The 12,569-nt window shown below is 69.1% G+C and carries 11 protein-coding genes and 1 tRNA gene; 5 read left to right on the top strand and 7 right to left on the bottom strand.

Translation table 11 applies throughout. From position 1 onward, the window contains the following. Positions 1–28 precede the first annotated feature (28 nt). The gene (locus MJ785_RS01345) at positions 29–1,132 is read right to left on the bottom strand and encodes a diiron oxygenase (RefSeq protein WP_239313611.1); all 1,104 of its coding nucleotides are present in this window, start codon (positions 1,130–1,132) and stop codon (positions 29–31) included. Between the two features lie 734 nt (positions 1,133–1,866). On the opposite strand from MJ785_RS01345, the gene MJ785_RS01350 reads away from it, so the two are divergent. The 3 genes from MJ785_RS01350 to MJ785_RS01360 all read left to right on the top strand — a co-directional run bounded on the left by MJ785_RS01350 (position 1,867) and on the right by MJ785_RS01360 (position 3,494). Then, positions 1,867–2,418 (top strand): hypothetical protein, encoded by a 552-nt coding sequence (locus tag MJ785_RS01350; RefSeq protein WP_239379921.1) that lies wholly within the window; start codon positions 1,867–1,869, stop codon positions 2,416–2,418. A gap of 161 nt (positions 2,419–2,579) precedes the next feature. Further along, positions 2,580–3,242 carry an oligoribonuclease gene (orn, locus tag MJ785_RS01355; RefSeq protein ID WP_239346143.1) on the top strand — a complete coding sequence of 221 codons (663 nt, stop codon included), beginning with the start codon at positions 2,580–2,582 and terminating at the stop codon, positions 3,240–3,242. 176 nt (positions 3,243–3,418) lie between these two features. Then, positions 3,419–3,494 (top strand) — tRNA-His (locus tag MJ785_RS01360). 41 nt (positions 3,495–3,535) lie between these two features. On the opposite strand, the gene MJ785_RS01365 is transcribed toward MJ785_RS01360, so the two are convergent. The 5 genes from MJ785_RS01365 to MJ785_RS01385 all read right to left on the bottom strand — a co-directional run bounded on the left by MJ785_RS01365 (position 3,536) and on the right by MJ785_RS01385 (position 8,210). After that, on the bottom strand, positions 3,536–4,027 hold the full coding sequence (locus MJ785_RS01365) for a MarR family winged helix-turn-helix transcriptional regulator (RefSeq protein WP_305039420.1): 492 nt from the start codon (positions 4,025–4,027) through the stop codon (positions 3,536–3,538). 100 nt (positions 4,028–4,127) lie between these two features. Further along, complete coding sequence (locus MJ785_RS01370; protein WP_239311703.1) at positions 4,128–4,553, bottom strand: OsmC family protein; 426 nt, start codon at positions 4,551–4,553, stop codon at positions 4,128–4,130. 124 nt (positions 4,554–4,677) lie between these two features. Next, on the bottom strand, positions 4,678–5,727 hold the full coding sequence (locus tag MJ785_RS01375; RefSeq protein WP_239311701.1) for a hemolysin family protein: 1,050 nt from the start codon (positions 5,725–5,727) through the stop codon (positions 4,678–4,680). After that, complete coding sequence (locus tag MJ785_RS01380; RefSeq protein ID WP_239379922.1) at positions 5,724–7,064, bottom strand: hemolysin family protein; 1,341 nt, start codon at positions 7,062–7,064, stop codon at positions 5,724–5,726. The genes MJ785_RS01375 and MJ785_RS01380 overlap by 4 nt, the downstream gene beginning before the upstream one ends. 447 nt (positions 7,065–7,511) lie before the next feature. Further along, positions 7,512–8,210 carry a response regulator transcription factor gene (locus MJ785_RS01385; protein WP_239311697.1) on the bottom strand — a complete coding sequence of 233 codons (699 nt, stop codon included), beginning with the start codon at positions 8,208–8,210 and terminating at the stop codon, positions 7,512–7,514. Between the two features lie 527 nt (positions 8,211–8,737). On the opposite strand from MJ785_RS01385, the gene MJ785_RS01390 reads away from it, so the two are divergent. Next, positions 8,738–10,306: an aldehyde dehydrogenase family protein gene (locus tag MJ785_RS01390; protein WP_239311695.1), complete on the top strand. Its 1,569-nt coding sequence runs from the start codon at positions 8,738–8,740 to the stop codon at positions 10,304–10,306. Here the strand turns inward: MJ785_RS01390 and MJ785_RS01395 are convergent. Then, entirely contained in the window at positions 10,282–11,115 is an 834-nt protein-coding gene (locus MJ785_RS01395) for a polysaccharide deacetylase family protein (protein WP_370652733.1), read from the bottom strand. The genes MJ785_RS01390 and MJ785_RS01395 overlap by 25 nt on opposite strands. A gap of 282 nt (positions 11,116–11,397) precedes the next feature. Here MJ785_RS01395 and thiO point away from each other — a divergent pair. After that, positions 11,398–12,569: glycine oxidase ThiO (gene thiO / locus MJ785_RS01400; RefSeq protein ID WP_239379923.1), on the top strand; the 1,172-nt coding region annotated here is incomplete at its 3' end.

Raw genomic sequence — 12,569 nt, forward strand, 5'->3', positions numbered from 1 at the left:
GGACAACCTGGCCTCATGGATGGGCAGTTCAGAACGCCGCGGCGATCGTCTGCTCCACCTGCCGCTTGCGCGCCGCGAGCTCCGCCTCCTCGGCCCGCGCCCGGTCGAGGCTGTCGGCAACGGCCTCGTCTCCGTTCATCAGCTCCGCCAGGTCGAGGCTGGCCAGATCGAGGACACCCATCCGCGCATAGGCGTCGCGGACCTTTTCGCCCCACAGGCCTATATCCCTGACACAGGGCACAATCCGGCTGAACAGGAGCTTACGGAACACCCGCATGTAACTGGACGTCTCGACCGCGGCAAGGCAGGCGGCCACGTCGAATCCGAGGTTGTCCCACACCTCGGCGCCCCGCAGCCGGTCCCGCATCAGCCAGCAGCTTTCAACGACGAATTCCTCCCGCTCGGCACGCTCACGACTACTCAGCTGCGCATAGTAGTCACGCAGTACCAACCGGCCAAACGCCACGTGCCGAGCCTCGTCCTGCATCACGTAGGCGAGAATCTGCTTCGGCAGCGCGGCGGACGTGGCGTCGCGCAGCACGCCAAACGCGGCGAGGGCGAGACCCTCAATGAGCACCTGCATACCCAGGTACGGAATGTCCCACCGGCTGTCGCCAAGGGTCGAGTCGAGCAGCGACCGCAGTTCGGGATTGATCGGGTAAACGATACCGATCTTCTCCGTCAGGAAACGGGCATATGTCTCGGCGTGCCGCGCCTCGTCGATCGCCTGGGTCGCGGCGTAGAACTTCGCGTCCATGTCCGGCACCGACTCGACGATCCGAGCACTGCAGATCATCGCGCCCTGCTCGCCATGCAGGAACTGGCTGAACTGCCACGAGGTCAGATGCCGGCTGAGCTCACCGCGCTCCCGCTCGCTGAGTTTCTCCCAGACCGGCAGCCCGTGGATGGGGATGGTGTCGTCGGGAAGCTCCAGCGCCCGGTGGGGGTCCACCTCCACGGACCAGTCAATCCTGGTCGCGGCGTCCCACTGCCTGTCCTTGCCCTTCTGGTAGAGATCCAGCAGCCGGGCACGGCCTTCGTCGTATTCCCAGGAGAAGCGCGCGGCACCGGCCATCGGCACGTCCCAGGTGGAACCACCAGCCGGCATGACGTAGTGGCCGTATGTGCTCATGACCTGACCTCCGCGATAGCCACCGGACGTCCGGCATGTGCAGACTGTTCAGAGCGACGGCAGGTGTCAAGCGATCACTCGTGGTACATGGCTTGTCATGACCGGCAGGATCTTCAGCCGCGGCCCGCCCCGCCGCGGCGACCGCAGCATGATCCAAGCCGGCCAAGCCGGCCAGGCCGGCCGCGTGGACCGCGGTGACACGGACCAACACTATTGGGACGGTCCCCCAGGTGGGGGGACCGGTCAGCGCTCGACACGCCGCCGGTAAAGTTAAGGGTTTGTGACAACCAGCCCAGCGGACCGCCCGGACCGCTACCGTCTGGGCTGTGGACCGCAGCTGCAGTCGACCGGATTTCCTGCGGCAGGAGCGCCTGCGAGCAGCAGGCCGGCTCCGAAGCCGTCGACGCCCTCGTGACACCCATGGTCGTCGCCGGCTGACGGCCCGGCCACCGGGACGTCCCGCTCGGCGTCGCTGACCACCGAGCGGCTCAGCGCCGCTGAGCCGTGCGCTGAGGTCCGATCCGCCCGTTGCCATCCGCGTGGGCCGCCGGGCCCGCGCTCGCCTCGGCGTCACCGCGACGTCCTGGCGGCCACCGCCTACCGTCTGCCCACGAAGCTGCCCATCGCCGGGATGTCGTTCGGCGATATGGTCAGCTTGTCACCAATCGGACAGACGGACGGAAAGGGCACGCCAGCCGGTGGGACTGCTGAGGCGAGGTGGGCTTGGCATCGCGATGTTCGCGACCGCCCTCGCGCTCATGCCTGTCCTGGTGGTGTGGTATCAGCATCATCCAGTACCTGCCGCTGGCGGCAGCACGCTCACCACCGGCGAAGCAGCGCGGCCGGGCGACACGACGGCCGTCGTCCCGGCGAGCACCGACACGGCTGCCCCGGCGTCACCTGCCCCACCCTGGACTGCGTCGGACCGTGCCAGCGGCGCGGCAGCGGCGAGTCCGGCCCTGCTCGGCTTCACCGGCATCGTCTCGGGCAGCATCGTGAGCGGGCTCATCCAGAATGGCGTCGTGAGCGGAGTCGTCCGGATCGGGCTCGCGGTCTCCGGATCGCCCGGCACCATCCTGTTCCGCCTGAGCGGGAGCGCTTCGATGTCCTACGTAGCCACCGGGCCACCGTTTCTGTTCCTGCCGCAGGAACTCCCGTGGAACACAACACAGTTCCCGAACGGGCTGTACATGCTCACGGCGACCGCCGCCCAGCAGTCCATACCACCCCTCTCGGTGACGTTCCAGGTCATCAACCAGACAGCCCCGCGGTCCCCTCCCAGCTAAGAGCCTCCGGCAACAGCCGAAAGCCCCGCTGGCGCCGATGACCGTACCGCCAAGCGTCGGCGGGCGCCTCGCTGGCGGGCACGGGCGAATGTCCAGCGGCGGCACCGAACGGCTGGCCCCCGCGTGACGTCCCGGCCAGGAGACCCTAAGGTCAACCAGATATGGATCGCCTTGTCTGGATCGACTGTGAGATGACCGGGCTCAACGCCGCCTCCGATCTTCTGCTGGAGGTCGCATGCTTGGTCACCGACAGTGAACTCAATATCCTTGGTGACGGCGTGGACGTGGTCATGTCCGCGCCGGAGGCCGCGCTTGCCGGGATGGAGGCCGTGGTCCAGGAGATGCACACCGCCTCGGGCCTGACCGACGCGGTACGTGTGTCAACGCTGACCCTGGCCGAAGCCGAACGGCAGGTACTGGACTACGTCCAGCGTCAGGTTCAGGACCCGGGCAAAGCTCCCCTGTGCGGTAACTCGATCGCCACTGATCGCGGCTTTCTCGCACGGTACATGCCGGCCCTCGACAGTTATCTGCACTACCGGATGGTCGACGTGTCGACGGTGAAGGAACTCGCCCGGCGCTGGTACCCCAGGGCCTACTACGCGGCACCGCCCAAGCGCGGCGGTCACCGTGCCCTCGCCGACATCCGGGAAAGCATCGACGAACTGCGCTACTACCGGAAAGCCATCTTTGTGCCACAACCGGGTCCCAGCAGCGAATCCGCCCGGGCGGTGGCCCGGGAGATCCGGGTTGCCAGCCACCCCGACGACGCTTCCGTCACCACGGCGACCAGCGGGGAGGCATCCCCGCCGACCGTGGTCTGAGCGCTGCCGAGGTGCCGCTGGCAGCCCCGGCAGCGTCATGGCCGGGACACCGGAATCCTCGTGGCCAGAAGGAGGGATTGACCGGTACTATGAGCCAGGTCCGGAGATGTTGTGCCGGTCGACCGCTCGTGCGCAGGCAACCGCTGCGTGTGGGCGGGGCATGTCTTCGGTACGTGGTGGGTGTAGCTCAGCTGGTAGAGCACCGGGTTGTGGTCCCGGGTGTCGCGGGTTCAAGTCCCGTCACTCACCCCACGTAAGGGTCTGCCATAACCCAGAGCAGCCGCGCGAGACCTTCATCGTAACTCCGCAGTGGCCGTCAGCACCGCGGTGAGCCTGCGCAACGCGGAACGCAGAGCAACGAACTCGTCGCGGGAAAGGCCCATAGCACGCTCGATGGCGGATGGCACGCTCCGGGCTCGCTCCCGCAGCGCGGCGCCTTCCTCGGTAAGGGTGATCTGGACAGAGCGCTCGTCGTCAACCCGCCGCTCGCGCCGCAGGAGGCCGGTTGACTCGAGCCGCTTGAGCAGTGGCGAGAGCGTGCCGTAGTCCAGCTGCAGCGCGGCGCACAGCTCCTTGACAGGGCTCGCCTCATGCTCCCAAAGCACGAGCATGACCAGGTACTGCGGATAGGTCAGACCAAGCTGGTCAAGCAGTGGCCGGTAAACACCCGTCATGGCGCGCGACGCCGCGTACAGGGCGAAGCACAACTGGTCGTCCAGACGCAGCGAGGAGTCCCGCCGCCCGTCCTCGGTGTGGCCGACCATGTCGATGTCCTGGCTGGTCATGGCCCATATTCCCATCCTGCCAGCGGGTGGGCACCCACTCGCCCATCGATCATGTTGCCTCCTGGCGCGCACGGACACGCCAGGAGGCTGTCAGCCACGGTCAGAGCAGGCCGGCGGCAAGGGTGATGGGAACCCCGGCCAGCGCCTGGCTCACCGGACAGTTCGCCTTGGCCTCCTCCGCCGCCTTGACGAAGCCGGAGTCATCCATCCCAGGCACGTCACCGCGGACGGTGATGTGGATACCGGTGATACCGGTACCCGGCTGGAAGGTCACGTCCGCCTGGGTCTCCAGCCGGCGCGGCGGATTCCCCGCCCCGGTCAGGGCGTGTGAGAGCGCCATGGAGAAGCAGGATGAGTGAGCGGCCGCGATGAGCTCCTCCGGGCTGGTGACGCCGCCCGGCGCCTCGGCGCGCGCGGGCCACGAAACAGGGAAGTCGCCGATCTGGGACGAGGCGAAGGTGACGGTCCCGCCCCCCTCGATCAGGCTGCCTTCCCAGGCCGTGCGCGCGGTGCGAGTGGTTGCCATGGTGGGTACCTCCGTTGTGGCGATCTGATGGCCGCGGCTGCCGTACAGCCACATTCGGAGAGTACACGATTGCATCGTGCACAATCTTTTTTGCCAAAAGATCCACCATCGGCACTCCAAATGATCATATTCTGTGAGTCGGCCGCTCCTCGTCCCGAATTTCGCCGACAAGCTCTTCCAGGACGTCCTCCAGCGCGACGACCCCGAGAATCGTTCCGTCCCGGTCGGTGACCCGGGCCAGGTGCGCTCCGCTGTGCTGCATCGTCGCGAGCACCGTCCGCAGCCTGTCGTCCGCGCCAACCCGGGCGAGCGGGCGGACCCACTTCGCCGGAACCGGCGCCGACCGCTTTCCCGGGCTGGTTTCCAGAACGTCCTTGAGATGCAGGTAGCCGGCGAGCGTCCCGGCTGGGTCACGGACCGGGAAACGAGAGAAACCGGTCCGCGCGGCCACCGCTTCGACATCGCGCGGGGTCACCCCGAGCGGAACCGTCTCCAGCCGATCGACGGGGAGCAGCACGCTGCGCGCGCTGCGCTCATCGAGGTAGAGCGCCCCTGACAGCAGACCGTGCTGGTCTTCGTCGAGCAGTCCCTCACGCCGGGACTCCTCGACGAAGCCGGCGACCTCGTCGCGGGTGAAGGCGCTGGCGACCTCCGCCCGCGGCGTCACCCGCAGCATCCGCAGGCTGAGGTTGGCGATCATGTTCAGCCCGACGATCGCCGGCCGCAGGCAGCGGACGACACCGGCGAGCGGTGGGACGAGCAGCAGCGCGCTTCGGTCGGGCCCAGCCAGGGCGATGTTCTTGGGAACCATTTCGCCGATCACGACGTGCAGGAACACCACAATGACCATGGCGGCGACGAACGCGGCCAGGTGCCAGGACGCGTCGGGCAGCCCGACCGCCGCGAACGGCCCCTCCAACAGCGCGGCGACCGCGGGTTCGCCGAGCGACCCCAGCCCGAGGGTGCAGATCGTGATGCCGAGCTGCGCGCCGGCCAGCATCAACGACGCCTCCTCCATCGCCCGCAGCGTGCTGCGGGCACGGGCCGATCCGCTCTGCGCCATCGGTTCGACGGCGCTCCGGCGGGCCGAGATCAACGCGAACTCGGCCCCCACGAAGAACGCGTTGGCCAGCAGCAGGACAGCGGCGAGACAGAGCGCGACAAGGACGCTCACCGCACCGCGCCCATCACGTCCGGGCTGCGCCGGTCCCGGGGTGTGCGGGGAAGTACCAGGTGGACGCGGTCCACCCGGCGGCCGTCCATGAGGTGGACAGCGAGGCTGACACCGTCGACATCGACGACGTCACCGGCGACGGGCAACCGGCCGAGCCGGTCCGCGATCAGGCCCCCGAGGGTCTGGTAGGCGTCGTCCAGCGGCAGCCGGATGCCAACGGTCTGCGCAGCCTCATCCACCCGGAGCAGGCCAGACAGCAGCCACGTCCCGTCCTTCCGCCGCTGCGCGCGCGCGGCGATCCGATCATGCTCATCCACCACGTCGCCGACAAGCTCCTCGATCAGATCCTCGATGGTGACCAGGCCATCCGTACCGCCGAACTCGTCGATGACGACCGCCAGCTGCAGCCCGCCCCGGCGCAGCGTCTCCAGCAGCGGGTCGAGCTCGATCGTGGACGGCACCACCAGATGATCAATCATGATCTCGCCGACGGTGACCCTCTCCCGGTCGTCCTCACCGACCGAGACGGCGTGTTTGACGTGGACGAGACCGACAACGTCGTCCAGGCCCTGGCCGACCACGGGAAAGCGGGAGTGCCCGGTCCGGCGGGCCATCGCGATGACCTCGCGGACCGGGTCGTCCACCTGGACCGTACGCATCCGGACCCGGGGAGTCAGGACGTCCGCGGCCTGCTTGTGCCCGAACGCCAGGGATCGCTGGAGCAGCGTCGCGGTCTCCGGCGCGAGCGTGCCCTTTTCCGCGGATCGGCCTACCAGCGCGAACAGCTCCTGTGCGGATCGGGCGGAGGCGAGTTCCTCCTGGGGCTCAAAGCCCAGCCGACGCAGCAAGCCGTTGGCGGTGCCGTTGAGCAGACGGATCGGGTAGCCGGCCACCCGGCTGAAGCCCCGTTGGAACCCCTGTAGCGCGCGAGCGGTCGGCAGCGGGCGGGCAACCGCCAGATTCTTCGGAACCAGCTCGCCATAAATCATCGTTATGGTCGTGGCGAGCACCAGGGCAGCCGTCACGCTGACGCCCCGCGCCGCTCCCGCGGGTACGCCGACGGATTCCAACGGCCCGTCCAGGATGCGCGCGATCGCCGGTTCGGCGAGGAAACCGACCGCCAGGTTGGTGATGGTGATACCCACCTGCGCTCCGGAGAGCTGGGTGGAAAGGCTCGCGAGCGCGGACAGGACGCCCGCCGACCGCTTGTCGCCCGCTTCGGCCGCGCGGGCCACGGCGGAGCGATCAACCGTGACGAGCGCGAACTCGGCCGCGACGAAGACGCCACAGGCCCCGACCAGAACAACGCTGAGCAGGATGAGAAGCCATTGTGTCATTGCGGCCTGCCCAGGTCGGCTCGGTCCGGGGCAGGCGTCGGACTATGACTGGGTATGTCAGGACTCGGCATGACCCTCTCGAAAATCGATGTGGTGGGACCCGGCAGGACTCGATGCGGGTGGTGACGGACGGCCGTGACAACCGACACTCTGACAAGATCCGCCGACCCGCGCAACGTGCGCTGACGCGGTGCCCTTCAAAGCCCTTCACATCGCGATCCATCCACCCGGACGCCGCTGCCTGATCGAACGTCCAGGGTCTGCCGGCGCCAGGCAGCGCCTCGCGTCGTTGTCGTCAGCCCAGGTAGCACACCGCTACCGGGGCCTGGGCCGCCTCGCGACGCATCCACCTGGCATCCGACAGCCCCCGAAGGACTTCCAGCGCCGACCACTTAGAGCGACCAGCAAGAGGGGACGCGGCGTCGCGTCCCCTCTTGCCGGGCGCTCTTAGTCGATCTCGAACAAGCCCTGGCGGACGGCATACATGACCGCTTCCATGCGTGAGTGGAGCTGTAGTTTGTCCAGAATGTTACGGACATGGTTCTTCACCGTGTTCTCGCTGATGAACAGCTTCCGGGCGATTTCACGGTTCGCGCGCCCCTCGGCGACCAGCTTGAGAACCTCCAGCTCACGGGCGGTGAGGTGCGGAGCGGGTACCCGGCTTGGCCGGTCATCCGATCCCCGCGCCAGCGTGGCGAACTCGACCATCAGCTTCGACGCCATCGAAGGGCTGATCAGGCTCAGGCCGTTGTGCACGGCACGCACCGCGCCCGCGACCTCGTGCGGCGGGATCGACTTGAGCAGGTAACCCACCGCGCCAGCCTTGATCGCTTCGAACAGGTCGGATTCGTCGTCGCTGACCGTCAACATCACAATCTTCGCCGTCGGCACCTCCCGCTTGATGGCGCCCGCCGCGTCGATGCCGTCTCGGTGCGGCATCCGGACGTCCATCAAGACGATGTCCGGGGTGGTTCCGGTGGCGATCGCGACAGCCTGCCGGCCGTCGGCGGCACGACCGACGACGGTGATGTCCTCTTCAAGATCAAGAACAGTCTCCAGTCCCTGTAGGAACAGCTCATGATCGTCAACAACGAGGACCCGGATGGGTTCGGGCCGAGGCGCCACAGGCGTCAGAACACTGACCATCAGAGACCGGAGCTAGCAGTCACGGAAGGTTCGACAACAGGCCGCCACCGGACCAACGAGATGCGATCGACGCATGTGCCCACTCTATGTGATGGCGGTCCTACGTAGAGCCGGGTCTTCTCGTCGGCGCTGATCGAGTCGTGCACGAACACCGCTTCCGACATATCGGAATGGTACGCGCTGGCAGGCCATCGCACCGCCAGCGACACACCGTGACCATACCCGCGAACGTGGTGATTCATCAACCCCGAACCGGACGTATCGCCCGCCCCGCCGGGCGGCCCGCACGGGATCCATCCCCGCGGCCCCACACCCCCCGCGGAGATCATATGACTACTCTAAGTAACATTCGCCGTGCTCGGCCGAACAGCACAAACATCATCAACACAAACACCGTCAAGCCCGGCCGAGGCCGAATACCGCCCGTTTCGCCGGCCAGCGCCGCAATCACCGGATACGCTCGTCACCGTCCAGGAAACACGGCATCCCTAGTGGCGTCTGGGGCCGATCACAGGCAACCTGGCCCCATGGTCACACCCTCTCCCAGCAAGCCCCGCCTGTCTCTCAAACCCGGCACCGCATGGTCGGACGCCTACGCCCGGTGCACCCGGGCCGCCCCTGAGGCGTTCGCCGACGACCGGCTTCACAACCTGTGGGGCGGCCAGTGGCGCCGGACCGGCGAGCCCCTGAGCAGCGTCACACCGGTCGACGGATCACCCATCACCGGACCACCCATGATCGAACCGGACGAGGCCCGGGAGGCCATCCGCGCGACCCTGGACGACCACAAGCGATGGCGCGACGTACCGCTGGCCGAACGCAAGATGCGGGTGCGTGCCGCGCTGGACGCCATGGACGACAACCGTGATCTGCTCGCCCTGCTGCTGGTCTGGGAGATCGGCAAGCCGTGGCGGCTGGCGCGCACGGACGTCGACCGGGCGATCGACGGTGTCCGCTGGTATATCGAGGAAATCGGCCCGATGCTGGCCGGCCGCGGCCCCCTGCCCGGGCCCGTCAGCAACATCGCCAGCTGGAACTACCCGATGAGCGTACTCATGCACGCGATGCTGGTCCAGGTTCTCGCCGGCAACGCGGCGATCGCGAAGACCCCGACGGACGGTGGCGCCGCCTGCCTCACCCTCGCCTGCGCCCTGGCGCGGCGCGAAGGCCTGCCGGTGGCCCTGGTCTCCGGGTCCGGCTCCAGGCTGTCCGGCGCGCTGGTCCGGGCACCGGAGATCGGCTGCCTGGCCTTCGTCGGCGGGCGCTCCACCGGCGGCCAGGTCGCGGCCGCGCTGGTCGACACGGGCAAACGGCACTTCCTCGAGCAGGAGGGCCTCAACGCCTGGGGCATCTGGGAGTTCTCCCAGTGGGACCTGCTGGCCGCGCACCTGAAGAAGGGGTTCGAATACGGCAAGCAACGATGCACCGCCTATCCCCGCTATGTCGTCCAGCGCCAGCTCTTCGATCAGTTCCTCGCCGCCTACCTGCCCGTGGTGTCCTCGGTGCGGTTCGGCCATCCGCTGGCCGTCGCGCACGACGACGATGCCCTGCCAGAACTCGACTACGGGCCCGTCATCACCGCGGAGAAGGCCGTCGAACTCGCCGGCAAGATCAACGAGGCGATCGCCAAGGGCGGGGTTCCGCTGTACCGGGGCAGCGTCGCCGACGGTGCCTTCGTTCCCGGGCAGGACACCACCGCCTACGTGCCTCCGGTGGCGCTCCTCGCTCCCCCGCCGTCCTGCGCGCTGCACCATGCCGAGCCGTTCGGCCCGGTGGACACGATCGTGGTGGTCGACTCCGAAGCCGAGCTGCTGGCCGCGATGAACGCCTCCAACGGAGCGCTGGTGGCATCGCTGGCCTGCGACGACGAGGTGCTCGCCCGCCGGCTGAGCAGTGAGATCCATGCCTTCAAGGTGGGCATCAACAAGCCGCGGTCGCGCGGCGACCGGGCCGAGCCGTTCGGCGGCCGGGGCGCCTCCTGGAAGGGCGCCTTCGTCGGCGGCGACCACCTCGTCCACGCGGTCACCGTCGGGACGGACCCGCGGGAACGCCTGTACGGCAACTTCCCGAGCTACTCCCTGTACCCCGAGGCCTGAACCAGACGGTACCCGGCCCGGCCCGCCCAGCCGGCGCGGGCCGGGCCGGGTACCGTGCAGAGCTGGGGACCGATGCCGTGCTCGGCGAGAGGACCGACGCGAAGTCCCAGCTCATGGCAACGGGCGGCGAGTTCCGGCAGGGCGCCGAGGGCGCTGCGCCACGCCTGTGGCGCGGACGTGCAATCGGAATCGTGCAGGAGGATGGTGCCGCCACCGCGCAGCTCGGGCGCGAGGGTGGCCAGGACGCTCAGCGGCGTGGCCGTCGAGGTCCAGTCCCGGCCCCAGGCGGTCCATAACACCGGCATGAGCCGCAGCCTGCTGGCGGCAACAAGAAAACCGGCCGACAGGATGCCGTGCGGTGGCCGGGCAAACCGCGGTTCCCGACCGGTGACGGCTGTGATCAGATCCCGGGTACGCCTGAGCTGCCGGTAGGTGGACTGTGGCCCGCGCAGCAGCATCGGCCGGTGATCCCAGGCGTGGACCGCGAGCTCGTGGCCGGCGTCCGCCATCCGCTGGGCAAGGCCGGGCGCCCGCTCCAGCATCGTCCCGAGGACGAAGAACGTCGCCCGGATGTCCAGCTCGGCGAGCACCTCGAGGAACAGCGGCGTGGACGCCGGGTCCGGGCCGTCGTCAAAGGTCAACGCCACGTGGTCGGGCGCACCGACCCCCGCGAGGACCGGCAGCACCCGCGTGCGCAGGCGGCGCAGGGTGGCCACCGACGGCGCCGCGTAGGTCACGGCGGCGGTGACGCCGAGACCGGCGACGGCCCGGACGACCCGCTCCGGCGGGATTCTCCCGGCGCCGCTCACCACGGGGCTGGCCTCACCATCGACATCACGGCGGACATCGCCGCCGACCGGTCAGGGACCGGCAGGTACATCATGCCGGACACCTTCCCACACCAGGCGCCCAACGCGGGGCCGACCCGGCAGCCGCACATGCTCAGAGCCTGTTCGTGGGGCCACGATCGCGCGCCCGTGGCCCCACGACCGGCGAAACTTGCATGCGGAGCCTCCGGCGGTGTCGGCTGACGATGACACCGTTGGCGGCACCGATGGCGGCACCGATGGCGGCGCGGGAGAAGGAGGCTCATGCTGGCAGCTGGCGCCAACGCCCGGGGAGCACAGTCATCGGCGTCCGGCGCGGACGTCATCGTGGCCGGCGCGGGCGTGATCGGGCTCGGGGTCGCGTGGCGCGCCCAGCTGCGTGGCCTGTCGGTGACCATCGTCGATCCGGCGCCGGGGTCGGGCGCGAGCAGGGCGGCCGCGGGCATGCTGGCTCCTGTCAGCGAGCTGCACTACGGCGAGCGGCCGCTGCTGGAGCTGAACACCGCTTCCGCGCTGCGTTACCCCGCCTTCGTCGACGAGCTGGAACGCAGCAGTGGTTGCGAAATCGGCTACCTGCGGTGCGGGACGCTGGTAGCCGCCTGGGACGCCGCGGACATGGCCGGCCTGCGTGACATCCACGGCTTCGCACGGTCGCTGGGGCTGGAGACCGAACTGCTGACCAGGCACCAGTTGCGCGCCCGGATCCCGGCGTCCGCGAGCGGGCTGGTGGGTGCGCTGGCGGTGCCGGGCGACCATCAGGTCGACAACAGGCGCCTGCACCACGCGTTGCTGCGGGCATGCGAGCGGGCAGGCGCGACCATGCTCCGGGTGGCCGCGCGGGAACTGCTGCTGCGCGCTGGCCGGGCCGCCGGGTTGCGGCTCGCCGACGGCACCGAGCTGACCGCGCCGGTGGTCGTGCTGGCCTGTGGGGCGTGGTCGGCCCGGATCGGTGGGCTGCCGCTGGCGGCTCTCCCCGCGGTCCGGCCGGTCAAGGGGCAGACCCTACGGCTGCGGACCGTCGGGCCGCCCCTGCTTACCTGCGTGTTGCGGGGCTCGGTGCGTGGCTGCCCGGTGTACCTGGTACCGCGCGGCGACGGTCAGGTCGTGGTCGGGGCCAGCAGCGAGGAGGCCGGATTCGACCTGCGCCCGCGGGCCGGCGCTGTGTATGAGCTCCTGCGCGATGCCCAGGCCCTCGTGCCGGGGCTGGGCGAAGCCGAGCTTGAGGAGGTGAGCACCAGCCTGCGGCCCGCCTCACCCGACAACGCCCCGCTCATCGGCCCGTCCCGGGTGCCCGGCCTCGTGCTGGCTGTCGGCCACTACCGCAACGGCGTGCTGCTCACGCCGGTGACCGCGGATGCCATCGCCGGCCTGCTCGCGGACGGCGCCATGCCCGCCGAGGTCGCGCCGTTCACGCCGGCCAGGTTTGACCCCACGGC

Origin of the sequence: Protofrankia sp. CiT1, from assembly GCF_917627335.1 — a bacterium.
Classification (GTDB): Bacteria; Actinomycetota; Actinomycetes; order Frankiales; family Frankiaceae; genus Protofrankia.

Bases quoted from the DNA above. Each gene is read 5' to 3' on its own strand.
- MJ785_RS01390 (WP_239311695.1), top strand. From the start codon at position 8,738: ATGGTCACACCCTCTCCCAGCAAGCCCCGCCTGTCTCTCAAACCCGGC.
- MJ785_RS01345 (WP_239313611.1), bottom strand. From the start codon at position 1,132: ATGAGCACATACGGCCACTACGTCATGCCGGCTGGTGGTTCCACCTGG.
- MJ785_RS01365 (WP_305039420.1), bottom strand. From the start codon at position 4,027: ATGACCAGCCAGGACATCGACATGGTCGGCCACACCGAGGACGGGCGG.
- MJ785_RS01380 (WP_239379922.1), bottom strand. From the start codon at position 7,064: ATGACACAATGGCTTCTCATCCTGCTCAGCGTTGTTCTGGTCGGGGCC.
- MJ785_RS01350 (WP_239379921.1), top strand. From the start codon at position 1,867: ATGTTCGCGACCGCCCTCGCGCTCATGCCTGTCCTGGTGGTGTGGTAT.
- MJ785_RS01370 (WP_239311703.1), bottom strand. From the start codon at position 4,553: ATGGCAACCACTCGCACCGCGCGCACGGCCTGGGAAGGCAGCCTGATC.
- orn (WP_239346143.1), top strand. From the start codon at position 2,580: ATGGATCGCCTTGTCTGGATCGACTGTGAGATGACCGGGCTCAACGCC.
- MJ785_RS01385 (WP_239311697.1), bottom strand. From the start codon at position 8,210: ATGGTCAGTGTTCTGACGCCTGTGGCGCCTCGGCCCGAACCCATCCGG.